Raw genomic sequence first — 23733 nt, forward strand, 5'->3', positions numbered from 1 at the left:
CCTCAGCCCAGCGCCGTGCCGTTGGCGGCGAGCACGGCGCCGGCCAGATAAAGCGATCCGGCAATCAGCACCCGCGGCGGCGGCACCACCGCCTCGCGGGCGATGCCGTCGAGGGCGCTGCCCACGTCCCGCGCGACGCTCGCCTTCATGCCGAGGCTGACGGCGGCGGCCGCCACGTCCTCCGGCTTCAGGCCCGCATGTTCTCCGGGCACCGGCACCGCAATCGCCTCGCGCACGAGGCCGGCGAAGGGCTGGAGGAAGCCGGTGACATCCTTGGTGCCGAGCATGCCGAGGATGAGCACGAGGGGCCGCGAATAGCGCTCCTCCAGCTCGCACAGGGCATGGGCGAGGGCGGCGCCGCCGGCGGCATTGTGCCCGCCATCGAGCCACAATTCCACGCCGGCCGGAGCGCGGGCGGAGAGCGGGCCGGGCGCGAGCCGCTGGAGGCGCGCCGGCCAGTCGGCCCGCAGGATTCCCGCATCATGGGCGGCGGGCAGCTTCACCGCGCGCAGGGCAGCGACGGCAAGGCCCGCATTGTCGATCTGGTGCGGTCCGACGAGGCGCGGGCGCGGCAGGTCGAGCAAGCCGTCCTCGTCCGCATAGACGAGCCGGCCCCCCTCCTCCTGCACGTTCCACTGCTGGCCGCGCACGAACAAGGGCGCGAGCTTCTTCGCCGCCGCCCGCTCGATCACGGCGAGCGCCTCCGGTGACTGGGCGCCGGTCACGACGGGGCAGCGCGGCTTGATGATGCCGGCCTTCTCCCCCGCGATGGCCTCCACCGAGGAGCCGAGGAAGTCCACATGGTCGATGGAAACCGGCGTGATGACGCTGGCCAGCGGCTTTTCCACCACGTTGGTGGCGTCCAGCCGGCCGCCGAGGCCCACCTCCAGCAGCAGCACGTCCGCCGGATGCTCGGCGAACAGCAGGAAGCCCGCCGCCGTGGTGATCTCGAACAGGGTGATGGGGGCGCCGGCATTGGCCACCTCCGCCCGGTCGAGGGCATCGGCCAGCGCCGCGTCGGAGACGAGCCGCCCGCCGCCCGGCGCGCCCAGGCGGATGCGCTCATTGAAGCGCACCAGATGCGGCGAGGTGTAGACGTGCACGCTCTGGCCGGCCGCCTCCAGCATCCCGCGCATGAAGGCGATGGTGGAGCCCTTGCCGTTGGTGCCGGCGACGTGGATCACCTTCGGCAGGCGCCGCTCGGGATGGCCGAGCGCCTCCAGCAGACGCTCCATCCGCGAGAGGGACAGGTCGATCTTCTTCGGGTGAAGCGCGGCGAGGCGGGAGAGAATCTCGTCCGTGGCGCGGGCGGGCAGGGGCAGTGCCATGGTGCGTCGAGCCGGGAGCCCCCACGTGAGGGGCCCGCGATCAGGCCTCCCTCACGCCGCCTGCGGGCGCGGCAGCCGGCCCTTGGGCGGCAAAGCCGGCGCCTTGGTCAGCATCCGGCACAGGCGGCCCAGCGTGTCGCGCATCTCGTGGCGGTGCACCACCATGTCGAGCATGCCGTGTTCGCGCAGATATTCGGCGCGCTGGAAGCCGTCGGGCAGCTTCTCGCGGATGGTCTGCTCGATCACGCGCGGGCCGGCGAAGCCGATCAGCGCGCCGGGCTCGGCGATCTGGATGTCGCCCAGCATGGCGTAGGAGGCGGTGACGCCGCCCGTGGTCGGGTTGGTGAGCACGACGATGTAGGGCTTCTTCGCCTCGCGCAGCTCCTGGATGGCCGCCGTGGTGCGCGGCATCTGCATGAGGGAGAGGATGCCCTCCTGCATGCGCGCGCCGCCGGAGGCCGCGAACATGATGAAGGGCGTGCCGCGCTCGGCGGCCGTCTCCAGCCCCTTCACCACCGCCTCGCCGGCGGCCATGCCGAGCGAGCCGCCCATGAAGCCGAAATCCTGCACGGCGATGGTGACGGGCAGCTCGGTGAGCAGGCCGGTCGCCACCTTCACCGCATCCTGGTAGCCGGTCTTGGTGCGGGCGTCCTTCAGGCGGTCCACATAGCGGCGCTCGTCGCGGAACTTGAGAGGGTCGATGGCCACCTCGGGAAGGGTGACTTCCTCATAGGCGCCGTCGTCGAAGGTGTTCTTCAGCCGCGTCACCGCGTCCATGCGCATGTGGTAGCCGGACGCCGGGATGACGTAGAGGTTCGCCTCCAGATCCTTGTGAAACACCATCTGCCCGGTCTCCGGGCACTTGACCCAGAGGTTTTCGGGCACCTCGCGCCGCGCCAGGAAGTCGCGGATCTTCGGGCGGACGACGTTGGAAATCCAGTTCACGGGATCATCTCCGGTACGGAGGGGCGCGGCGCCGCGCTGCGGCGCACATAGTCCCCCCTCCGCCCTAATGGCAAGTCTGACACGGCGAAAGTACGGCGATCACCGCTGTTGCCGTCGATCATACCACCTTGCTGCCGTTGCGGCGAAGCCGGCTCAGCGCCGCACGCCGCGCACCGCCTCGGCCAGCTCGCTGACGAGGGCTTCCACGCCGATCACGGTGTTGGACGTGGCCTTGCCCTCCTCGTCGAGGGTGCGGCGCACCACTTCCACCAGCGCCGAGCCGACGACCACCGCATCGGCGCCCTGCGCGATGGCGGCCGCCTGCTCCGGGGTCTTCACGCCGAAACCGACCGCCACGGGCAGCGCGGTATGGCTCTTGATGCGCGCCACGGCGGTGGCCACCGCGTTCGCATCCGGCGTCGCCGCGCCGGTGATGCCGGTGATGGAGACGTAGTAGACAAAGCCCGCGGTGTTCGCGAGCACGGTGGGCAGGCGCTTGTCGTCGGTGGTGGGGGTGGCGAGGCGGATGAAGTCCAGCCCGGCATTCAGCGCCGGGATGCACAGTTCGTCGTCCTCCTCAGGCGGCAGGTCCACCACGATCAGACCGTCCACCCCGGCGACCTTGGCGTCGATGAGGAAGCGCTCCACGCCGAAGACGTAGATGGGGTTGAAATAGCCCATCAGCACCACCGGCGTGGTCTGGTCCTCGCCGCGGAAGGCGGCGACCATTTCCAGCGTCTTGGCCAGCGTCTGCCCACCCTTGAGCGCGCGCAGCCCCGCCGCCTGGATGGCCGGGCCGTCGGCCATGGGATCGGTGAAGGGCACGCCCAGCTCGATCACGTCGGCCCCCGCGCCCGGCAGCGCCCTGAGGATGGCGAGCGAGGTCTCGCCGTCCGGGTCGCCGGCGGTGACGAAGGTGACGAGGCCCGGCCGCCCCTCTTCCTTGAGGGCGGCGAAGCGGTCGGAGATGCGGGTGGTCATGGGCTTGCCTGGATGAGAGGAGACGCGGACTATTTCTGTCCGGCCAGCGTGCAGGTGGCGCTGGTGGCGCTGGTGCCGCCGAGGAAGCGCACCTGGTCGGTGCCGGTGACGCCGCCGACGATGGAGAACAGCGTGGTGGAGGACTTGCCGAGGGCGCGCTTGCCGGCGAAGAACTCGCAGGTCACTTTCACCTCGGCCGCCGTGGCGGTGCCCGTGTTCTTCACCGCCACCGAGACATAGGCCCCGGCGGCGTCCGTGTAGATCTTGCCCGGCGTCAGTTCGAGGTCGGCCGCCTGTGCACCGCCAAGGGTGAGCACGACCGCCGCCGTGGCGATCAAGGACGACACGACTTTCCCGCAGATGCTCTTCATGGTCACGCCCCCAGACGAGTCCCGAGTATCTCCGCCACCTGGGGGACGTCCTTGTCCCCGCGGCCGGAAAGGTTGACGACCATCAGGTGGTCCGCCGGCAGCTTGGGCGCCAGCTCGATCACCTTGGCGATGGCATGGGCCGATTCCAGCGCCGGAATGATGCCCTCGAGCCGCGTCAGCAGCTGGAAGGCGTCCAGCGCCTCCTGGTCGGTGCAGTTGAGATAGGTGACGCGGCCCACGTCGTTCAGCCAGGAATGCTCCGGCCCGATGCCGGGATAGTCGAGGCCGGCTGAGATGGAATGGGCCTCGATGATCTGGCCGTCGTCGTCCATGAGCAGATAGGTGCGGTTGCCGTGCAGCACGCCCGGCCGGCCGCCGGCGATGGACGCCGCATGCTCGTGGGTGTCGATGCCGCGGCCCGCCGCCTCCACGCCGTAGATCTTCACCTCGGGATCGTCGAGGAAGGGGTGGAACAGGCCCATGGCATTGGAGCCGCCGCCGACGCAGGCGATGAGGCTGTCCGGCAGGCGACCCTCCATCTCCTGCATCTGCTCGCGGGTCTCGCGGCCGATGATGGACTGGAAATCGCGCACCATGGCCGGATAGGGGTGCGGGCCGGCCACCGTGCCGATGCAGTAGAAGGTGTCGTGGACGTTGGTCACCCAGTCGCGGAGCGCCTCGTTCATGGCGTCCTTGAGGGTGCGCGAGCCGGACTGCACGGGCACCACCTCGGCGCCCAGCATCTTCATGCGAAACACGTTGGGGGCCTGACGCTCCACGTCCACCGCGCCCATGTAGACCACGCACTTCAGGCCGAAGCGGGCGCACAGGGTGGCGGTGGCGACGCCGTGCTGGCCGGCGCCGGTCTCGGCGATCACCCGCTCCTTGCCCATGCGGCGGGCGAGCATGATCTGGCCGAGCACGTTGTTCACCTTGTGGGAGCCGGTGTGGTTCAGCTCCTCGCGCTTCAGATAGACCTTGGCGCCGCCGAGATGGTTGGTGAGGCGCTCGGCGAAATAGAGCGGCGAGGGGCGGCCCACATAATGGGTGAGGTAGCCGGCCATCTCCGCATGGTAGGCGGGATCGACCTTGGCCGCCTCATAGGCCTTTTCCAGCTCCAGGATGAGCGGCATCAGCGTCTCGGCGACGAAGCGGCCGCCATGGATGCCGAAATGGCCGCGGTGATCGGGGCCGGTGCGATAGGAATTGAGAACGGTCACGACGCGCGGGCCTTCGATAGGGGGTCTTGCAAGGATGAGGTGGACGCGGCGCGCCTCGCCGCAGCGACGAAGGCACGGATCTTGTCGGGACTTTTCACGCCGGGCGCGTCCTCCACGCCAGACGATACGTCCACGCCGTCCATCCGGACCAATCCGAGGGCCTGCGGCACGTTGTCGGCGGTAAGGCCTCCGGAAAGCATGAGAGGCCGGTTGACGTCAAGGCCGGCGACCAGCGCCCAGTCGAACGGCCGGCCGTTGCCGCCGGGCAGAAGCGCCCCCGGATCGGGCTTGGCGTCGAACAGGATGCGGTCCGCCACCGCCGCATAGGCCGGCAGGACCGCGAGATCCTCCCGGCGTGCGACCGGCAGAGCCTTCATCACCGGCAGGCCGAAGCGCGCCTTGATGTCGGCGACGCGCGCGGGCGTCTCGTGGCCGTGCAACTGGAGAATGTCGGGCGAAAACGCCGCGATCACGTCCTGAAGGAGCGCGTCGTCCGGGTCCACCAGCAGCGCCACCTTGCCGGCGCGGCCGGCGACGCGGGCGACCAGGGCCGGCGCATCGGCGAGCGCGAGGTGGCGCGGGCTCTTGGGGAAATGGACGAAGCCGACGAGATCGGCGCCCGCCTCGAGGGCGGCCTCAAGCGCATCCGCCGTGCGGATGCCGCAGATCTTGACCTCGAAGCGCCTGTCGTCGCGAGCCATGGGGTGAACCTGGGAGGGTGCCGGTCGTGAACCTTCACACCGTAGAGGTGAGGGCCGCCATTTCAACGGCCCTCGCGATGCGTCGGGAAGGGACCGGCGGGCCGGTCAGGTCTCGACGCGGGTGAACTGCCCCGCCTTGCGGAACCGCCAGAGATAGGTCGGCAGCACCACCGCGAGGGAGGTGGGGGTGAGATCGAGGCCGGCCAGCGTCCGGCCCTCGGCGATCGCAGCCTGAGACACCACATTGTCCGAGCGCAGCATGTCCACCTGATCGACGGTGAGCGGCGCGCCGGGGGCCCACTGGGTCAGCTTGGCCATGAAGGAGGCGAGGCCGAACGGCAGATCCACCAGAACCCGCTTGGCGCCGATCTCGGCGAGCATCAGCTCCATCAGCTCGCGGAAGGTGCGCACCTCGGGACCGCCCAGCTCGTAGGTGGTGCCGGCCTTGGCCTTGCCGTCCACCGCGGCGAGCACGGCGGCGGCCACGTCGCCGGCGAACACCGGCTGGAACTTGGTGACGCCGCCGCCGATCAGCGGCAGCGCCGGGGAGAGGCGGGCCATGGCGGCGAAGCGGTTGAAGAACTCATCCTCCTGCCCGAACACCACGGAGGGGCGGAAGATCACCGCGTCCGGCACCGTGGCGCGCACGACGGCCTCGCCGGCCGCCTTGCTGCGGCCGTAGCCGGAGGGGGAATTGGCATCGGCGCCGATGGCCGAGAGATGCACCAGCGGCACGCCCTGCGCGGCGGTCGCGGCGGCAACGGCGCGGGCACCGAAGGCGTGCACGGCATCGAAGCTCTGCCGGCCGCCCTCGGCCAGCACGCCCACGAGGTTCACCACCGCCTCGGCGCCGTCGACGGCGCGGGCGACGCTCTCGGGATAGCGCACGTTGGCCTGGGAAATCTGGATCTGGCCGACGAAGCCCAGCGGCTGGAGAAAGCCGGCCAGTTCCGGCCGGCGCACGGCGACGCGCACGCGATAGCCGCGCATGGCCAGCGCTCGCACCACATGCCGGCCGAGAAAGCCGGAGCCGCCGAAGACCGTCACCAAGCTGTCGTTCACCGGACGATCGGTCACCGTCACATCGCTCATGCCGAACCCCCGCCTTGATGCGCCGCGCCGGCCTCGGCCTTGCGCGCCGCCGGCATGCCTTCGTGCCGGCATGCCATATATAGAGTGCGCGCAGCACATACGCGATGCCGGCGGGTTCCGTAAAGCCGCCAAGGTGCCACGTCGTGTACGACTTTTCCGTCCAACGTGTTGACGCGGGAGCCGCGCGACCGTATAAGCCCGCCACCTAGCTGGCGGCATGGGCTGCCGGCTTGTTCACTCATTCATGCGCGACGCGAAGTGGCCAGATGGCCGTGCCGCCGGGCGCGAACCAGCAAGGACGGCCGATGGCCAATACGCCTTCCGCCAAAAAGGCGGTCCGCAAGATCGAGCGTCGCACCGAGGTCAACCGGTCTCGCCGGTCTCGCGTGCGCACCTATCTGCGCAAGCTCGAAGACGCGCTCGCCACCGGCGACGCCACGGCCGCTTCCGCTGCCTTCAAGGCGGCCGAGCCGGAAATCATGCGCGCCGTGACCAAGGGCGTCATTCACAAGAACACCGCGTCCCGCAAGGTGTCCCGCCTTGCCGCCCGCGTGAAGAAGCTCAGCGCTTGATTTAGATCAATCAAGCAGACTGACTTATCTTGAAGGCCCGGCTCTGCCGGGCCTTTTTGCTTTGGACCGGCCGCAGAGATCTTCAGCCAGACTGTTGCGCGCGGACCCCGATTCTCTGACCCCGTCAAGGGCGCGGCGGCCGGAAACGCGGCAAAGGGCGCGGTTTTTTCCAGCCCGGCCGGCCGCTGCGGGGGCAATCCGGACCGATCAGAAAAACCCGATCCGCGAGAACGGCTTAGAGGCCAAAGGCTGGAACACGCCAAAGCGGCCCCTTTGGAGGAGTATTGGATAACCGTATTTCCCTACGTGGCGGGGCGCCGCACTTCCTGCGCCGGCTTCGCGAATCTCATTGTCGCGACAGAGGTTTGCCGGCTGAACGCAAGGTCGGGGGTGTGGCGCGGGCGCACCGGCTTTTACCCGCTATCCCCCCGCCGGGGTCAAAGGCGTTGCACCCCCCAAACCGGCTGTGTATGTTCAACCTCACTCCGGGAGCGACCCTGGGGTTCACCGATAGAATGAAGTTTTCACGGCTCTTCGTGGATGAGGAGGGGATGTATCGTGTCTGAATTCGTTCACGTACCCCTCGTCTTCGGCCGTATTCGTAATCTGCGTTACCTTCATTCGTTGGAGCTATGCTAAGGGCGGACATCTGATCCGCCTAAAGGCATCTACGAGACCAAACAAAAAACTGGTTCATTCCAACACCCGTCGATGGTTGGCATCGTCGGAGATGGGGCGGCTATGACTTCGGGCACATGCGCGGCAGCGGACACAGGAACAGGTCCCTCGATCTCTTCGGCTACGCGTTGCGTTCGAGCCTGCCGGAGCGCTGTGCTCCATTCCAGTTGCGCCCCGCCGCCCAGCTACGGCAAGGACCGCGCATGACGGTGCGTTGAACCCGTTGCGCTGATGCCGTGGGTGCCTTAGCACCCGTTTCCGAAACTCCCCACGAGACAAAGGCCGCGCTGCCCGCCCCAGGGCGCGGACGGCTTTTGCGTCTCCAACCAGGGAACCGCCTTTCGCGCGGTCGCGATCCTTATGCTCAAGCCTCATGCGCCGGTTGCCGCGCGCACCGTTCCTTTTCAGTCAGCCCTTGCGGAGGCCGTCGAGATGGATTGCGCGTCGAACCCCAGCGCTCCCTCGGCCCCGTGGGATCGGGTGCTCCAGCGGCTGCGCGAGGAGATCGGCGAAGAGAAGTTCACCAGCTGGTTCGCGCGCATGGATCTCGACGCGCTGACGTCGGACGTGGTGCGCCTGTCGGTGCCCACGCGATTCCTGAAGTCGTGGATTCAGGAGAATTATCTGCCGCGCATCGCCGACATCTGGGCGGAAGAGAGCGGCGCGCGCCGCCGCGTGGATCTCGCCGTGCGCAACGCCTTCGCGCGCCCCGTGGCGCTGAAGGCCTCGGCCCCGCGCGAGGTGGTGAGCGAGCGCACCGAGCGTCCCGTCGAGACGAAGCCGGCCCCCCGTGCCTCCGAGGCGCGCGGCGAGGTCCGGGAGACGGGCGGCGACGTCGCGTCCGGATCGCCGCTCGACCCGCGCCTGACGTTTGAATCGTTCGTGGTCGGCAAGTCCAATTCGCTGGCGTTCGCCGCCGCGCGCAAGGTGGCCGAGACCCCCGCCGGCGCCGCGCCCGTCTACAATCCGCTCTATCTCCACGCGGCCGTCGGCCTCGGCAAGACCCACCTGTTGCAGGCAGTGGCCCGCGCCGGCGCCGCCCATGGCCGGCGCACCACGTACCTGACCGCCGAGCGCTTCATGTACGGCTTCGTGTCGGCGCTGAAGTCCCATTCGGCCATCGCCTTCAAGGATACGCTGCGGACCATCGACACGCTGGTGATCGATGATCTCCAGTTCCTGAAGGGCAACAATCTCCAGCAGGAATTCTGCCACACCCTCAATGCCCTGCTGGATGGCGGGCGGCAGGTGGTGCTGGCGGCCGACTGCCTTCCCGGCGAGCTTGAGCACCTCGACGAGCGCGTGCGCTCCCGCCTTGCCGGCGGTCTCGTGGTGGATCTTGCGCCGCTGGAGGAGGACCTGCGCCTGCAGATCCTGAAGTCGCGCTACCAGACCCTCGCCGAGCAGCACCAGGGATTCGCCGTGCCGGCGCCGGTGCTGGAATTCCTCGCCCGCAGCGTCGGCCAGTCCGGCCGCGACCTCGACGGCGCGCTCAACAAGCTGCTGGCCTTCAACCAGCTTACCGGCGAGCCGGTGACGCTCGACATGGCGGAAAATGCGGTCAAGGACCTCATCCGCCCGACCGATCCCAAGCGCGTGCGGGTGGACGACATCCTGCGGGTGGTCGCCAAGCACTACAACGTCTCGCGCGCCGACCTGCTGTCCCAGCGCCGCACCGCGACGGTGGTGAAGCCGCGGCAGATCGCCATGTATCTCGCCAAGACGCTCACCCTGCGCTCCCTGCCCGAGATCGGCCGCCGCTTCGGCGGGCGCGACCACACCACCGTGCTGCATGCGGTGCGCAAGATCGACGGGCTCGTCGCCACCGACCGCGCGCTGGCCGACGAGATCGAGGTGTTGAAGCGGCTCGCCCTCGAAAGCTGAGTCTGCCTCAGGGGCAGGACGAAGGGGCGGCGCCGCACCGGTGCCGCCGGTCTGCCCCGCGAAAAACCCCCGCTTCAGAAAATCTCCCCGCCAACCCTTGCCTTGCGCCCCCCGGGGCGGCAATGTCGGCGGCCCGGCGCCCGTTCCATCGGGTGCCAGACGGCGGCTTGCGCCGTCGCGCCACGCCACACCGGCGCACGCGCCCCTCGCCCGCATGACGGATGAGGGGATCTGCGGGCGTCATCCTTAGAATGTCGAGGCGGACCCACCGGCGGGACATCGGATCCCGCGGCAGGCCGGCTCGGAAGCGAAGAGTGAACGGGCCAGGACGATGAAGGTCACCGTCGAGCGCGCCGAGCTTCTGAAATCGCTCAGCCACGTGCACCGTGTCGTCGAGCGGCGCAACACCATCCCGATCCTCGCCAACGTGCTCATCAAGGCGGCCAAGGGCACGCTGGAGCTGAAGGCCACCGACCTCGACCTGGAAGTGGTCGAGAGCGTGCCGGCCGAGACCGGGCAGCCGGGCGCCACCACCGTGCCGGCTCACGTGCTCTACGACATCGTGCGCAAATTGCCCGATGGCGCGCAGGTGCAGCTGGAAGCCGGCGGCGAGCGTGGCACCCTCACGGTGCGCGCCTCCCGCGCCCGTTTCTCGCTCCAGACCCTGCCCGAAGCCGATTTCCCGGATCTCGCGGCGGGCGAATTCTCCCACACCTTCAAGGTCAAGGGCGCGGAGTTCCGCCGCCTCGTGGACAAGACGCAGTTCGCCATCTCCACCGAGGAGACGCGCTATTATCTCAACGGCATCTACCTGCATGTGACCGACGCGGGCGGCAAGCCGATGCTGCGCGCCGTCGCCACCGACGGCCACCGCCTCGCCCAGGCAGAGCTTGAGGCTCCCGCCGGCTCGCAGGGCCTGCCGGGCGTGATCGTGCCGCGCAAGACCGTCGCCGAGATCCAGAAGCTGCTGGAGGACAAGGAGGCGGAAGTCACCATCTCCCTGTCCGCCACCAAGATCCGCGTGCAGGTGGGCGCCATCGTGCTCACCTCCAAGCTGATCGACGGCACCTTCCCGGACTATGGCCGGGTGATTCCCCAGGGCAACGACAAGACCCTCATCGTCGACAAGGACGAGTTCGCCGCCGCCGTGGACCGCGTGTCCACCGTGTCCAGCGAGCGCGGCCGCGCGGTGAAGCTGTCGCTGGGCGACGGCAAGTTGACCCTGTCCGTCACCAACCCTGATTCGGGCAGCGCCACCGAGGAGCTGGAGGTGGACTACACCGCCGAGCCCCTCGATATCGGCTTCAACTCCCGCTATTTGCTGGACATCACCTCCCAGCTCGAAGGCGACACGGCCGAGCTGAAGCTCGCCGACCCCGGCTCGCCCACCCTGGTGCGCGATTCCACCAAGACGGATGCGCTCTACGTCCTCATGCCCATGCGCGTTTGAGACTGCGGGTGTGAGGCGCATAAGGGCCTGTCCGGCAGCCGGCCCGGCGGTCCTGACGCCGCGGCGATCGTGACACCATGCTCCACGCCGCCATCCTGAAGCTGTCGCTCGCCGCTTTCCGCTCCTATCCGGCGGCGCAGGTGGCGGTGGAGGCGCGCGCCATCGTGCTCACCGGGCCGAACGGCGCCGGCAAGACCAATATCCTCGAAGCCCTCTCCTTCCTCTCCCCCGGCCGCGGCCTGCGCCGGGCGCAGCTCGCCGACGTGGGCCACCGCCCGCCCGGAGCCGACGCGCCGGACGCGGACGGTGCGCCTTGGGCGGTCTCCGCCTTTATCGAGGGCGCGCTGGGCGAGGTGCGCCTCGGCACCGGCTATGATCCGGCGCAGGAAGGCGGGCAGCGGCGCTGCCGCATCGACGGCGAGGCCGTGCCCTCGGCCAATGCCTTCCTCGATCATCTCAAGGTGCTCTGGCTGACGCCGGAGATGGACGGCCTGTTCCTCGGCCCGCCCGGCGACCGCCGCCGCTATCTCGACCGGCTGGTGCTGGCGGTGGACGCCTCCCACGGCACGAGGGTCAACGGCCTCGAACGCGCCCTGCGCTCGCGCAACCGGCTGCTGGAGGAGAACGGCTCCGCCCGCTTCCTCGATGCGGTGGAGCACGAGGTGGCCGAGCTGGCGGTGGCGGTGGCCGCCGCGCGGCTGGAGACGGTGGCGCGGCTCTCCGCCGAGATCGCCGCCCATCGCGACGAGGCGTCCCCCTTCCCCTTCGCCGAACTCGCCCTCGACGGCGCCGTGGAGCGCCTCATCGCCCAGCATCCGGCGCTGGAGGTGGAGGACCGCTATCGGGCGCTGCTGCGCGACAATCGCCCGCGGGATCGCGCGGCCGGGCGCACGCTGGAAGGCCCCCATCTCACCGACCTGTCGGTGAGCCACGGCGAGAAGCGCCTGCCCGCCGCACGCTGCTCCACCGGCGAGCAGAAATCCCTGCTGATCGGCCTCACGTTGTCCCACGCCCGTCTGGTGGGGAGCATGCAGGGGCTGTCCCCGCTGCTGCTGCTGGACGACGTGGTGGCCTATCTCGATGCCGAGCGCCGCGCCGGCCTGTTCGAGGAGCTGGCCCGCCTCGGGGCGCAGGTGTGGATGACCGGGGCCGACCCCTCCGCCTTCGCGGCGCTGGAGACGGCCGCGCGCTTCACCGTCGCACCGGGCACGATCACGCGGGCCTGAACGGACAGCAAGAACGGACGACAAGCTTGGCGGATGCGCTGCGGCGGCTTAAAAGAGGGTATGCCGATCCGTCCCGCGACCCCTTCCGATATTCCCGCCATCACCGCCATCTATGACGAGGCGGTCCGCAACGGCACCGCCTCCTTCGAGCTGGAACCGCCGGGACCGGAGGAGATGGCCCGCCGCCAGGCCGCCCTCATGGACGGCGGCTATCCCTATCTCGTGCTGGAAGAGGACGGGAAGGTGCTGGGCTATGCCTATGCCAGCGCCTTCCGTCCGCGCGTCGCCTATCGCTACACGGTGGAGAATTCCATCTATGTGGACGAGGCGGCCCGGGGCCGAAAGGTCGGCCGCCGGCTGCTGGAAGCGCTCATCACCGAGTGCGAGGCGCTGGGCTTCCGCCAGATGGTGGCAGTGATCGGCGACAGCGGCAATGCCGGCTCCATCGCGCTGCACCGCGCCTGCGGCTTCGGCTCCATCGGCACCCTGCCGGCCACCGGCCTCAAGTTCGGCCGGTGGATCGATACGGTCCTGATGCAGCGCGCCCTCGGGGAGGGTGCGACCACCATTCCGGCGGACGCAGACCTCCTCAAGGGGTGAACGTCCTCAAGGGCTGACGTCAGCGGGTGATGAGCGTTCCGGCGCCGTGGTCGGTGAGGAGTTCCAGCAGCACCGCGTGGGGCACCTTGCCGTCGAGAATCACGACGCCCTCCACCCCCTTCTCCAGCGCGTAGATGCAGGTCTCCACCTTGGGGATCATGCCCCCGGAGATGGTGCCGTCGGCGATCAGCGCGTGGGCTTCGGCTATGGTGAGCCGCGGGATCAGCTGCTTGTTCTTGTCGAGCACGCCCGGCACGTCGGTGAGCAGCAGGAAGCGCTTGGCCCCGAGCGCACCGGCGATGGCGCCGGCGAAGGTGTCGGCGTTCACGTTGTAGGTGCCACCGTCCACCGCCGCCGCCACCGGGGCCAGCACGGGAATCAGCTCGCGGCCGAGGATCTGGTCGAGCACGGTGGTGTCCACGGTGTCGGGCTCGCCGACGAAGCCGAGGTCCACCTCCTGCGCGTCATCGCCGCCGGAAGACACCATCACACGGTTCGCCTTGCGGGCGCGCACCATGTTGCCGTCCTTGCCGCACAGGCCGATGGCCTTGCCGCCCGCCTCGTTGATGAAGCCGACGATCTGCTTGTTGATGGAGCCGGCCAGCACCATCTCGACGATCTCGACCGTGGCCTTGTCGGTGATGCGCAGGCCCGCCGCGAATTCGGACTTGATGCCGAGCTTGCTGAGCATGGCGCCGATCTGCGGCCCGCCGCCGTGCACCACCACCGGATTGATGCCCGACTGCTCCATGAGCACGATGTCGGAGGCGAAGGTGCGCGCCACGTCCTCGCTGCCCATGGCGTGGCCGCCGTATTTCACCACGACGATCGCATCGTCATAGCGCTGCATGTGCGGCAGCGCCCGCGCCAGCACTTCGGCCTCGTGCTGGGCTTCCGACACGGACTGGGAATGGGGCTCGGTCATGGGGGGCTCGCAGATGGATGCTCGCGGGGGCACGGCGGTGGGGCCGCCGGGCGGCGCCCTTCTAGCGGTTTCCCTCGTGCGGTGAAAGGTCCGCTCGCGGCGCGGCCGGGACAGGCCGGTGCGGAAATCTCGTCGGCCGGGCTTCCTTCCCTCGCGAAAAGGTGATGAGAAGCAGTCCCGGCCGACACAATGGCGGCGTCAACTCCCGTCACCGGTTCGCCCGCCACAGCCCTCGCCCCGCCGTAGCTCCAGCCGCCGCCAGAGAGACCCGGCCTTCATGACGCCTCCGATTCTGCCTGCCAAGCATTCCACGAGCGCCTCCGCGCACGCCCATCATGGCCACCCGCCGGAGCGCCGGCCGCACGATCTCCGCCCCTGGCAGATCCTGCTGCTGTTCGTGGCCTGCCTCGGCCTCGTGTCGATCCCGATCCTCACCCATCCGATCCCGCCCCTGTCGGATTACGTGAACCATCTCGCGCGGATGCACGTGATCGCCTCGATCCCCGGGGATCAGGACCTCGCGCGCTTCTACACGCTGAAATGGTCGATCCTGCCGAACCTGATGATGGACCTCGTTGTCCCGCTCATCGACAAGGTGGTGGGCATCTACACCGCCGGCGAGATCTACACCCTGATGTGCTTCGCGCTGATCGCCGGGGGCACCATGACGCTCAACCGCACGCTGTTCGGCGTGTGGTCGGCGCTGCCGCTGCTGGCGTTCCCGCTGCTCTACAGCGGCGTCTTCCTCATCGGCGTGATGAACTATTATTTCGGCATCGGGCTGGCGCTGTTCGCGCTCAGCGCCTGGGTGGCGCTGCGCGACAAGTGGTGGCCCTGGCGCTATCTGGTGTCGGCGGCGTTCGTGGTGGCGCTGTTCTTCTGCCACCTGTTCACCGCGGGCATCTACGGCATCGGCATCCTTGCCTACGAGCTGGACCGACTGCGCCTCGGCCGCGGGCCGATCTGGCCGCGCATCGGCATATTCGTCAGCGGCGGCCTGCCCTTCCTGCCCATCCTGCCGCTGCTGCTGGCGAGCCCCACCTGGGGCCTCAGCGGGCAGAACTACTGGGAGCCGCAGGGCAAGATCGCCGGCATCGAGCTGATCTTCAACGTCTATATCGACCATGTGGCGGTCGCCGTGGCGGCGATCTTCATCGTGGCCGGCGTCTGGGCGGCGCGGCACCGGCTGCTCAACGTCCACTCCTTCATGCTGCCGCTGCTGCTGGTGGCGGGGCTCGTCTATCTCGCCATGCCGCGGGTGGTGTTCGCCACCTACATGGCGGACCAGCGCCTGCCGGCGGCCATCGTCTTCATGGTGCTCGCCGCCATGCGCGCGGACCTGCGCCACCGCTTCGCCCGGCGCGGGTTCGCGGTGGTGCTCATCCTGATGCTGGCGGTCCGCGTGGGCGAGGTGCAGGTGGTGTGGGACCGGCTGTCGCAATGGACGGTGGCGTTCCGCGAATCGGTCACCCGCATCCGCCCCGGCTCGCGCGTGCTCGTCGCCTATGCCGACATCCAGGGCGGCAACGATCCGACCGACCTCGGCCTGATGCACGCCGCCTGCCTCGCCATGATCGAGAAGTCGTCCCTCGTCACCACCGCCTTCACGGTGGAGGGCAAGCAGATCCTGCGCGCCCGCAAGCCCTTCAACGAGCAGGTGGACACCGAGGACGGCACCCCGCCCCAGATCGAGCAATTGCTCGTCACCGAGGAAGACCCGACGCCCGACGGCCCGCGCTACTGGGACCTGTGGCCGTCGAAGTTCGATTACGTCTACCTCCTGTTCACCGAGCGCGGCGCGCCCAACCCGGACAGCGACCACCTCAAGCTCATCGCCGAGGGCGAGCGCTTCCAGCTCTACGAGGTGGTGCCCCGCCCGCCGGCCCTGCCCGCCCTGCCGGCCTCACCCGCCCCGCGCTCCTGACGCCGGCTGACGCAGGCGACGTCACCGCGGTGTCACGATAGGGTGCAACGCAGAACCTCCCGCGGGCCCGGCCGGTAGCCGGGCCCGTATCCTTTTGCCCTGCCTCGATCCGGAGCCCCGATGGACACCGTTCTCACCAACGCCCGCCTCGTCCTCGACGATGCCGTCGTCGCGGGAACCATCACCCTCCGGGACGGCCGCATCCTCGCCATCGACGCGGGCCGCGCCACCACGCCGGCCGCCATCGACTGCGACGGCGACTTCATCGCCCCCGGCCTCATCGACCTGCACACGGACGCGCTGGAGGGCCATTTCGTCCCCCGTCCCAAGGTGTTCTGGCCGGATGCGCGCGCCGCCGCCCTCGCCCATGACGGGCAGACGGTGGCGAGCGGCATCACCACCGTGTTCGACGCCATCTGCGCCGGCGGCTTCGACCAGGCGAAGGCGGAGCGGCGCGAGTTGTTCGGAACCATGCTGGATGCGGTGGAGCAGGGGGCGCCCCTCTTCCGGGCCGACCACAAGGTGCACCTGCGCTGCGAGATGACCGACCCGAACGTGCTCGATCTGGTGGAGCCGACGCTGGCCCGGCCAAGCCTCGCCTTCGCCTCGCTGATGGACCACACGCCGGGTGCCCGGCAGTGGCGCAATGTGGAAACGCTGCGCAATTTCCTGCTGGGCATCGGCAAGGATGCCGTCGAGGCCGAGCGCGAGATCGGCGAGCGCACCGCCCGCGGCCGGGCCAACGTGGCGCGCAACATGCCGCCGCTGGTGGAGATGCTGGCCTCAACCGGCCTCGTGCGGGCGAGCCACGACGACACCACCGAGGCGCATGTGGCCGAGGCGCAGGCCGCCGGCTGCACCATCAGCGAGTTCCCCACCACCCGCGAGGCGGCACTGGCGGCCCGCGCGGCCGATCTCGCCACCATCGGCGGGGCGCCGAACGTGGTGCGCGGCGGCTCTCACTCCGGCGGTGTCGCCATGGGTGCGCTGGCGCAGGAGGGACTCGTGGACGCCCTCGCGTCCGACTACGTGCCGGCGAGCCTGCTGCAGGCGGCGACGCGCCTCCACACCGTGGACGGCATGGCGCTGCCGCAGGCCATCGCCCTCGTCACCCGCAACCCCGCCCATATGGCCGGCCTCGCCGATCGCGGCCGGCTCGAAGCCGGGCTCCGGGCCGACGTGGTGCGCTTCCGCATTGTGGAAGGCACGCCGGTGGTGCGGCAGGTGCTGGCGGAAGGCGAGCGCGTGTTCTGACGCGCCGGCCTTTTTTAACAACGCCGTAGGACAACGCCTCAGAACAGCGGCGGCACGATGCCCACCGGGAAACCGGCGAGCTTGAGCGTTCCGGCATCGAACGAAAGCGCGAAGATCGCGCCCTTGCGGCCCTCCACCTGGCCCGGCTTGCCCACCATGGCGAGGGCGCCGACGATGGGCGCGATCTCCCGCGGGATGGCGCCGGCCTTGTCGAGGCCCTGCACCAGATCGTTGATGCCGGCGAAGCCGAGGTCGAGCTTGCCGTTGAGCCGGCCCTGGCTGTCGAGCGCCACCGCCCCGGTCGCCGTCACGGCGATCTTGGGCGAGGTGATGTGGAAGCGGTCGAGCTTGGCGATGCCGCCCGCATTGGCCCAGGCGCGCATGCGCTGCGCCACCGACATGGGCCGCAGGTCGGCCGAAGCCGTCACGGTGCCCTGAAGCGCCATCTCCACCGGCCCCTCCGCGCCAAGGGTATTGAGGAGCGCGCTTTGGCCGCCGGTGAAGCCGGACGCATAGTCGACGCCGTCGGGCTTGCCGTCCTGCCCCGGCGAGCGACGGGCGTGGAACTCGAACAGATGGGCGGAGAGGATGGAAACCGGCTGCGCGCCCGTGGCGGCGGGCTGCTCGAGCTTCAGATCGTGCGCCTGCAGCGAGAAGCGCTCCGGCCGGCCGGAGAGATCTCCGACGCCGCTCATCTGCAGCAGCGACCACGCCGCCACATAAGACTGCCCGGTGGTGAGGTCATCGACCCGCGCCGGCCCGACGAAGTCCGCGACGAGGTGGTTGGGTGCCCAAACCTGCGCCACCGCCTCGACCGAAGCCGCGGTGAAGCGCATGGCGTCGCCGCCCACGGTCTCCAGCTTCGGCATCAGGCAGCGCAGCTCGAAGCGGAAGGGGAAGCCGGCGAGGTGGCGGTCGGTGCAGGTCCAGATGCGGCCAAGCTTCGCCTCGCGGCCGATCCAGGCGTCGATCTCGCGCTCGGCGCGCCCGGCGGCATAGAACCACAGGCCGCTCCAGACGATGGCGGCGACCACCACCAGGGCCACGGGAACGATGACGAGCCAAGGCTTCGGCCGGCGCCCGGACGCTTCGGGGGGTGGCGATACGGGAGCGGGCGAAACAGGGGCGGATGGGACAGGGGCGGTCATGGACATCCTTGCGGCTGGCCACGGTCGCCCGTGGCTTGCGATGGTCCTTGCCGGCTGTTAGGCGACGGTCCGGCGTTTCTGTCAACGCCGGGAAGGTGTGTCGGGCCCATGGCGGACGAGCGGTCGGCGAGCGGAGGCGGCAACGCGCCGGAGGCGGCGGGGCAATCGGTCACGCCTTCCGCCGCGGCTTCAGGTCAGCACGGCGATGTCTGGGTGTTCGCCTACGGCTCGCTGATGTGGAATCCGGGCTTCGCCTTCGTCGAGCGCTGCGAGGCGCGGCTCGTGGGCGCCCACCGCACCCTGTGCGTCTATTCCTTCCACCATCGCGGCACGCCGGAGAAGCCGGGGCTGGTGCTCGGCCTGGATCTCGGCGGCTCCTGCCGGGGCATCGCCTACCGGGTGGCGGCGGCACAGTGGCCGCAGACCCATGCCTATCTCACCGAGCGCGAGCAGATTTCCGGGGTCTATCGCGAGGTCATGCGGCGCGTGCGCCTGCTGGACGGATCGGGGCGCGATGCGCCGGCGGTGGCCTATCTGGTCAACCGCGCCCATCCCCAATATGCGCCGGGCCTGACCCTCGACGACCAGCTGGCGCTGGTGCGCCGCTCCCACGGCAAGTCGGGGCCGAACACGGATTATGTGGTGGCGACGGTGAGGGCGCTGGAGAGCCTCGGCATCCGCGACCCAGGCCTCGCCTACATCACCCAGCACCTGACGGCGAGCCACGCTCTGCCCCCCGTGCTGCCGGACGATGCGGAGGGCGACGGGTCGCCCTGAGACCGCGCCCCTTACGCCGCGTGGCGGCGGGCGGGCAGGCAGAGCGCCTGGACTGCCGGGCGGGGCAGCGCCGGGACCTCGCCGCGTTCCATCGGATTGCGGCCCATGAGGCTGCGATCCATCAGGCGGCGCAGGGCAGGCGCATTCTCCTCGCCGAACACATGGATGTGGATTTCGTCGCCGCGCATCCTGAGCGCAGCCGTGCGGGCATGGCTCGCCGGCCCCGCCCACATGGCGATGGAGCCCGCGGGCGTGCGCCGCGACACCACCGCGAGGGCGTCCGGATAGTCCGGGGCGGCGTCGGGCCGATAGACCGAGAACACGTGGCGCAGGCCGTCTTCGTCGCGCCAGAAACGGTAGCGCGCACCGAGGGCGGCGTGCTTGAGGCCGTTGAGGCCACCGGCGTCCACAAGGGGGACAAGGAGCGAATCAGTTGCGTTCATGAGAACGAAACTAGAACGATCCCCCGCGATCGATCAAGAGTTTTCCACAGGGGTGGACAACGGGGACGACTCGGCGCTCGCGCGCGCCCTGAGATCGGCCGGTGCGCGGGGCCCAAGTTCCGCCAGTCCCTCGGCAAGCAGGCGGTCGCTGGCGGCCTCGATGTCGGCCTCGAGCCGGGCCATGATCTTCTGCCGCGGCAGCCCCGGCGGGATGGGCGGCAGGATCTCGACGAGGATGGTTCCGGGCCGCTTCAGGATGCTCCGGCGCGGCCAGTAAAGGCCGGAATTGAGCGCGATGGGCAGGCAGGGCACGCCGAGGCTGGAATAGAGGTGCGCCACGCCGAACTTGTAGTCCGGCGGCGCGCCGGCCGGGCGGCGGGTGCCTTCCGGGAAGATCAGGATCTGCCGGCCCTCGGCCATGTCGGCCTGCGCCCGCCGCGTCATGGCCTTGAGCGCCGCCGAGCCGCCCTTGCGATCCACCGGGATCATCCGCGCCCGCGCCGCGAACCAGCCGAACACCGGAATGGACATGAGTTCGCGCTTCAGGATGAAGGCCGGGTCCGAGAACAGCGGCAGCAGCGCGAGGGTCTCCCAGGCCGACTGATGCTTGGAGGCGATCAGCAGCGGGCCGTCCGGGATGTTCTCGGTGCCGCGGAACTCCGCGCGCGTCCCGACGATCACCCTCAGCAGGAACATGGTGGTGGCCACCCACCACAGGACACCGGTGCGCCACAGCCCCTGGCGCGACAGGAACGGCAGCGCGGGAAGAAAGGCCAGCAGATAGAGGGTCGTCACCAGATAGAAGGCGATCTGGAAGACGAGCGAACGCAGGAAGGTCAAGGCGGTCTCCCTGCCCCGCGGCCGGGCGGCCGGGAGCGCGTGTTCAGTGCGACGCGGCGGCCGCCCCGGCCGGCGGCGCGGCAGCGGCCCCGGAGCCCGCCACCGCCTGGGCGGGACGAATCTTCACCGTGGCCATGATGTACTTCAGATATTCCTTCACCAGCAGCTTCAGCGTTCCAGTATCGGTCCACCAGTTCTCCGGCTCGGTGCGGCTGGTGACGACGGGATAGGCCACCAGCTCCACATCGGGAAGGGCGCGCGACAATTCCATCATGGCGCGGGGCATGTGCCAGGAGGAGGTCACCACCACCAGCGAGCGGAACCGCCGCTCCCGCGTCCACTCCGCGGCTTCCAGCGCATTGCCGCGCGTGTTCAGCGCCTTGTGGCCGAGATCGATGCAGCAGTCCATCAGCCTCTCGCCGTCCGGCAAGGCGCGCCGCATCTCGTCGGACGAGGTGGCGGGATTGACGCCGGTGATCAGCAGTCGCTGGCCGAGCCCCTCATTGAGCAGGGAGACGGCATCGATGATGCGCGACGGCCCGCCGGTGAGCACGACGATGGCATCGGCCGGCTTCACGCCCGCGGGCTCGCGGCCGGCGATCTGGGTGGTGAAGGCAACGAAGCCGACACCGGCGACGACGGCCCCGAGCGTGCCAAGCGTCACAGCGGCGACGGCGAGGCGGCGCAGCAGGCTGCGGCGCGGTGCCGGCGATGGCCGCGTGTTCGTGGTCGCCCCGCTTCTGGCCGTGCCGGTATCGGACTGCCCGGGACCGATTTGCGCCCTCATCCTGCGCTCGGTGCTCGACATGGTCATGGAGCCGACGATGGCGCCGGAATGCGGCAGAGGCGAGGTGACGCACCCCCGGCCACCGCCACCCCCACCGCCGCCGCCCGAATCATGTGATCGTCCTCAACGTGCGGTAAACGGTGACACGGGAGGTGAGCGCCGTCGCCAGCGCCACGATCGCCACCGACACCGCGATGCCGAAGAAGCCGAGATAGCCGGGATTGAGCCAGCCGAGCACGGTCGGCAATTCCGGATCGCCGCCGAGGCCGAGGCGCGGGAGCGCGGCCAGCGCCCCGAACACGGCCGCCGCCGAGAGCCCGCCGATCAGCCCGCCTTCGGCGCCGATCTTGAGGAAGTGGCGCTGGAACTGGGCGGCGATGAAGCCGTCCCGCGCGCCGACGAAGTGCAGCACCTCCACCACCGAACGGTTGGTGGCCACCGCCGCGCGGGTGGCGAACACCACCGAGAGCACGGTGGCGAGCCCCACCAGCACCAGCAGAACCACGGCGACCAGCATCACCCCGTCCGTCACCGCCACGAGGCGGCGCGACCAACCGCGATGATCGTCCAGCGTGGCGGTGGGGATGCGGTCGGTCAGCGTGCGCTTGAGCTTGGCGAGATCGGGCGGGCTCGCCCCGTCGAGGCGCACCACGATTACCCGCGGCACTGGCAGGTCGCCGAGATCCAGCCCCGAGCCGAGCCACGGCTCCAGCAGCCGGGAGGTCTCCTCCGGCGTCAGGACATGCACATCGGCGATGCCGGGCGTCTTGCGGGCGATGTCGGCGGCGGCCTGCACCTGGGCGTCGGTGGCCTGCTTCTCGCCGGCACGGATCTGGATGGTGACTTCCTGCGTCACGTCGGAGCGCCACTGGCTGGCGGTCGCCCGCACCGCCACCGCCGTGCCGATGGTGAGGCCGGCAAGGAAGGTCATGATGGCCACCACCGCCACCAGCGCCCGCCCGGCGATGGTGGAGGACGGCACGATGGAAGCCAGCGCCCGCGCCTTGGCGCGCGGCGCCTCGCCCTCGGCCGGCGGCTTCTTGGGCGGCGGGTTCTGGGGCTGGGTGGCGGCGTCAGTCGTAGACATAGAGGCGGCCGTCGGCGATCACGAGGCGGCGGGCGTCGTACTGGTCCATGAGCGCGATGTCATGGGTGGCCAGCAGCACCGACGTGCCGGACTTGTTGAGTTCGATGAACAGGCGGAGCAGGCGGCGGGCGAGGGTGGGGTCCACATTGCCCGTGGGCTCGTCCGCCAGCAGGAATTCCGGCCGCCCGATGAGGGCGCGGGCGATGGCCGCGCGCTGCTTCTCGCCGCCCGAGAGCACCGGCGGCAGCACGTGCATCCGGTCGCCGAGGCCGACCCAGCTCAGAAGCTCCGTCACCTCGCCGCGATAGCTCGCTTCTTCCTTGCCGAGCACGCGCAGCGGCAGGGAGACATTCTCATAGGTGGTGAGGTGGTCCAGCAGGCGGAAATCCTGGAACACGATACCGATGCGCCGGCGCAGCACCGCCACCTCGTCGGGATCGAGGGACGAGACATCCCGCCCGAACAAAGTGATGAGCCCGCGCGTCGGCTTCAGCTGGAGGAACAGGAGGCGCATGAGCGTCGTCTTGCCGGCCCCCGACGGGCCTGTCAGGAACTGGAACGAATTGGGCTCGATGCCGAAGGACACATCCTTCAGCACCTCCGGGCCCATGCCGTACCTGAGGCCGACGTTCTCGAACCGGACCACGCCCCAACCCTTCGCTCGAATCGCGCCACGGCGCCCCGCCCCACCATAAACGAAGCGGAAGGCGTCGCCACGGGGGCGCGGAAGGCCCGCCCCGTGCGAGTGCCGAGGGGTGGGGAAGGGCTGTCCCGCATTGCGCCCGCCGGGTCCGGCGGCTATCTCGGAAGAGCGCCCGCGGCCCCGACGGCCACGCTCGCGCTCTGGCGAAGAGGGACCATGAACCTGCCGAACGTCAGCGTCCTTTATGACGAGAACCGCATCGCCGCGCGCAACCACGCCCTGGCGGTGGAGATCGCCGCGCATGCGCCCGAGCGGCTGCTCGCCGTGGCGGTGCTGAAGGGCTCCTTCATCTTCGCCGCCGACCTCCTGCGCGCCATGCACACGTCCGGCCTCGCGCCGGAGGTGGAGTTCATGCACCTCTCCTCCTATCGCGAGGCGACCATCTCCTCCGGCCAGGTGGAGATCCTGAAGGATGTGGAGAGCGACGTGCGCGACCGCGACGTGCTCCTCATCGACGACATCCTGGAGTCCGGCCGCACCCTCGCCTTCGCCAAGGACCTGCTCATGGCGCGCGGCGCGCGGCGGGTGCTGGTGTGCGTGCTTCTGGAGAAGCCGGGCAAGAGGGCGGTGCAGATCGAGGCCGATTTCGTCGGCTTCACCTGCCCGGACGTGTTCGTGGTGGGCTACGGCATGGACGTCGCCCACGCCTTCCGGCAACTGCCCTTCATCGGGCATGTGGAGGGGCTGGAGTAGCCGCACCCACCGTCATCCCCCGGCTCGTCCGGGGGATCCACCCCGACGCTGGACCCGATTTTGAAGACGACGAGCCTGCCCGGTCGCAGGGTGGATCGCCCGCA

At 69.7% G+C, this 23733-nt stretch carries 23 protein-coding genes; 9 read left to right on the plus strand and 14 right to left on the minus strand.

From position 1 onward, the window contains the following. Positions 1–2 precede the first annotated feature (2 nt). The 7 genes from A37E_RS0108475 to A37E_RS0108505 all read right to left on the minus strand — a co-directional run bounded on the left by A37E_RS0108475 (position 3) and on the right by A37E_RS0108505 (position 6638). Positions 3–1328, minus strand: coding sequence for a folylpolyglutamate synthase/dihydrofolate synthase family protein (locus A37E_RS0108475; RefSeq protein WP_029556205.1), 1326 nt, complete (start codon positions 1326–1328; stop codon positions 3–5). A 51-nt stretch (positions 1329–1379) separates the two neighbouring features. Next, positions 1380–2273 carry an acetyl-CoA carboxylase, carboxyltransferase subunit beta gene (gene accD / locus A37E_RS0108480; protein ID WP_024276672.1) on the minus strand — a complete coding sequence of 298 codons (894 nt, stop codon included), beginning with the start codon at positions 2271–2273 and terminating at the stop codon, positions 1380–1382. A 153-nt stretch (positions 2274–2426) separates the two neighbouring features. Next, positions 2427–3254, minus strand: a complete 828-nt coding sequence (gene trpA, locus A37E_RS0108485; RefSeq protein ID WP_029556206.1) for a tryptophan synthase subunit alpha — start codon at positions 3252–3254, stop codon at positions 2427–2429. Positions 3255–3283: 29 nt separating this feature from the next. Next, complete coding sequence (locus tag A37E_RS0108490; RefSeq protein WP_210165117.1) at positions 3284–3601, minus strand: hypothetical protein; 318 nt, start codon at positions 3599–3601, stop codon at positions 3284–3286. Between the two features lie 26 nt (positions 3602–3627). Then, a complete protein-coding gene (gene trpB / locus A37E_RS0108495; protein WP_029556208.1) occupies positions 3628–4845 on the minus strand; it encodes a tryptophan synthase subunit beta in 1218 nt (405 codons plus the stop codon). Next, the gene (locus tag A37E_RS0108500) at positions 4842–5546 is read right to left on the minus strand and encodes a phosphoribosylanthranilate isomerase (protein WP_051678882.1); all 705 of its coding nucleotides are present in this window, start codon (positions 5544–5546) and stop codon (positions 4842–4844) included. Before A37E_RS0108500 ends, trpB begins: the two co-directional genes overlap by 4 nt. A gap of 105 nt (positions 5547–5651) precedes the next feature. Continuing rightward, complete coding sequence (locus A37E_RS0108505) at positions 5652–6638, minus strand: complex I NDUFA9 subunit family protein (protein WP_029556210.1); 987 nt, start codon at positions 6636–6638, stop codon at positions 5652–5654. 305 nt (positions 6639–6943) lie between these two features. On the opposite strand from A37E_RS0108505, the gene rpsT reads away from it, so the two are divergent. The 5 genes from rpsT (at position 6944) to A37E_RS0108530 (ending at position 13048) form a co-directional block, all read left to right on the plus strand. Next, positions 6944–7210: a 30S ribosomal protein S20 gene (gene rpsT, locus A37E_RS0108510; protein ID WP_024276666.1), complete on the plus strand. Its 267-nt coding sequence runs from the start codon at positions 6944–6946 to the stop codon at positions 7208–7210. Positions 7211–8320: 1110 nt separating this feature from the next. Then, the gene (gene dnaA / locus A37E_RS0108515; protein ID WP_051679397.1) at positions 8321–9772 is read left to right on the plus strand and encodes a chromosomal replication initiator protein DnaA; all 1452 of its coding nucleotides are present in this window, start codon (positions 8321–8323) and stop codon (positions 9770–9772) included. Positions 9773–10103: 331 nt separating this feature from the next. Next, on the plus strand, positions 10104–11222 hold the full coding sequence (gene dnaN, locus A37E_RS0108520) for a DNA polymerase III subunit beta (protein ID WP_029556212.1): 1119 nt from the start codon (positions 10104–10106) through the stop codon (positions 11220–11222). 77 nt (positions 11223–11299) lie between these two features. Beyond that, on the plus strand, positions 11300–12448 hold the full coding sequence (gene recF, locus A37E_RS0108525) for a DNA replication/repair protein RecF (RefSeq protein ID WP_029556213.1): 1149 nt from the start codon (positions 11300–11302) through the stop codon (positions 12446–12448). Between the two features lie 60 nt (positions 12449–12508). Continuing rightward, complete coding sequence (locus A37E_RS0108530; RefSeq protein WP_024276662.1) at positions 12509–13048, plus strand: GNAT family N-acetyltransferase; 540 nt, start codon at positions 12509–12511, stop codon at positions 13046–13048. 19 nt (positions 13049–13067) lie between these two features. Here the strand turns inward: A37E_RS0108530 and argB are convergent, their stop codons facing one another. Further along, positions 13068–13973 carry an acetylglutamate kinase gene (gene argB / locus A37E_RS0108535; protein ID WP_029556214.1) on the minus strand — a complete coding sequence of 302 codons (906 nt, stop codon included), beginning with the start codon at positions 13971–13973 and terminating at the stop codon, positions 13068–13070. A 277-nt stretch (positions 13974–14250) separates the two neighbouring features. Between argB and A37E_RS0108540 the strand changes: the two genes are divergently transcribed. Both A37E_RS0108540 and A37E_RS0108545 read left to right on the plus strand, forming a co-directional pair. After that, positions 14251–15897, plus strand: a complete 1647-nt coding sequence (locus A37E_RS0108540; protein ID WP_029556215.1) for a hypothetical protein — start codon at positions 14251–14253, stop codon at positions 15895–15897. Positions 15898–16017: 120 nt separating this feature from the next. Next, positions 16018–17151: an alpha-D-ribose 1-methylphosphonate 5-triphosphate diphosphatase gene (locus A37E_RS0108545; RefSeq protein ID WP_029556216.1), complete on the plus strand. Its 1134-nt coding sequence runs from the start codon at positions 16018–16020 to the stop codon at positions 17149–17151. A 38-nt stretch (positions 17152–17189) separates the two neighbouring features. Here A37E_RS0108545 and A37E_RS25885 read toward each other — a convergent pair whose 3' ends face one another. Next, positions 17190–18299 (minus strand): DUF2125 domain-containing protein, encoded by a 1110-nt coding sequence (locus A37E_RS25885; protein WP_197022946.1) that lies wholly within the window; start codon positions 18297–18299, stop codon positions 17190–17192. A 108-nt stretch (positions 18300–18407) separates the two neighbouring features. Here A37E_RS25885 and A37E_RS25225 point away from each other — a divergent pair, with 108 nt between their 5' ends. Continuing rightward, the gene (locus tag A37E_RS25225; RefSeq protein ID WP_081837516.1) at positions 18408–19076 is read left to right on the plus strand and encodes a gamma-glutamylcyclotransferase; all 669 of its coding nucleotides are present in this window, start codon (positions 18408–18410) and stop codon (positions 19074–19076) included. Positions 19077–19087: 11 nt separating this feature from the next. Here the strand turns inward: A37E_RS25225 and A37E_RS0108560 are convergent, their stop codons facing one another. The 5 genes from A37E_RS0108560 to ftsE all read right to left on the minus strand — a co-directional run bounded on the left by A37E_RS0108560 (position 19088) and on the right by ftsE (position 22879). Then, the gene (locus A37E_RS0108560) at positions 19088–19519 is read right to left on the minus strand and encodes a hypothetical protein (protein ID WP_156026268.1); all 432 of its coding nucleotides are present in this window, start codon (positions 19517–19519) and stop codon (positions 19088–19090) included. Positions 19520–19552: 33 nt separating this feature from the next. Continuing rightward, the gene (locus A37E_RS0108565; RefSeq protein ID WP_029556220.1) at positions 19553–20359 is read right to left on the minus strand and encodes a lysophospholipid acyltransferase family protein; all 807 of its coding nucleotides are present in this window, start codon (positions 20357–20359) and stop codon (positions 19553–19555) included. Positions 20360–20402: 43 nt separating this feature from the next. Further along, complete coding sequence (locus A37E_RS0108570; protein ID WP_081837517.1) at positions 20403–21146, minus strand: YdcF family protein; 744 nt, start codon at positions 21144–21146, stop codon at positions 20403–20405. A gap of 109 nt (positions 21147–21255) precedes the next feature. Further along, positions 21256–22233, minus strand: a complete 978-nt coding sequence (locus A37E_RS0108575; protein WP_051678884.1) for an ABC transporter permease — start codon at positions 22231–22233, stop codon at positions 21256–21258. Then, positions 22220–22879, minus strand: coding sequence for a cell division ATP-binding protein FtsE (ftsE, locus tag A37E_RS0108580; protein WP_024276652.1), 660 nt, complete (start codon positions 22877–22879; stop codon positions 22220–22222). Before ftsE ends, A37E_RS0108575 begins: the two co-directional genes overlap by 14 nt. Before the next feature lie 213 nt (positions 22880–23092). Here ftsE and hpt point away from each other — a divergent pair, with 213 nt between their 5' ends. Next, positions 23093–23629 (plus strand): hypoxanthine phosphoribosyltransferase, encoded by a 537-nt coding sequence (gene hpt / locus A37E_RS0108585; protein WP_024276651.1) that lies wholly within the window; start codon positions 23093–23095, stop codon positions 23627–23629. Positions 23630–23733 lie beyond the last annotated feature (104 nt).

It is taken from the genome of Xanthobacter sp. 91, assembly GCF_000702385.1.
GTDB lineage: Bacteria > Pseudomonadota > Alphaproteobacteria > Rhizobiales > Xanthobacteraceae > Xanthobacter > Xanthobacter aminoxidans.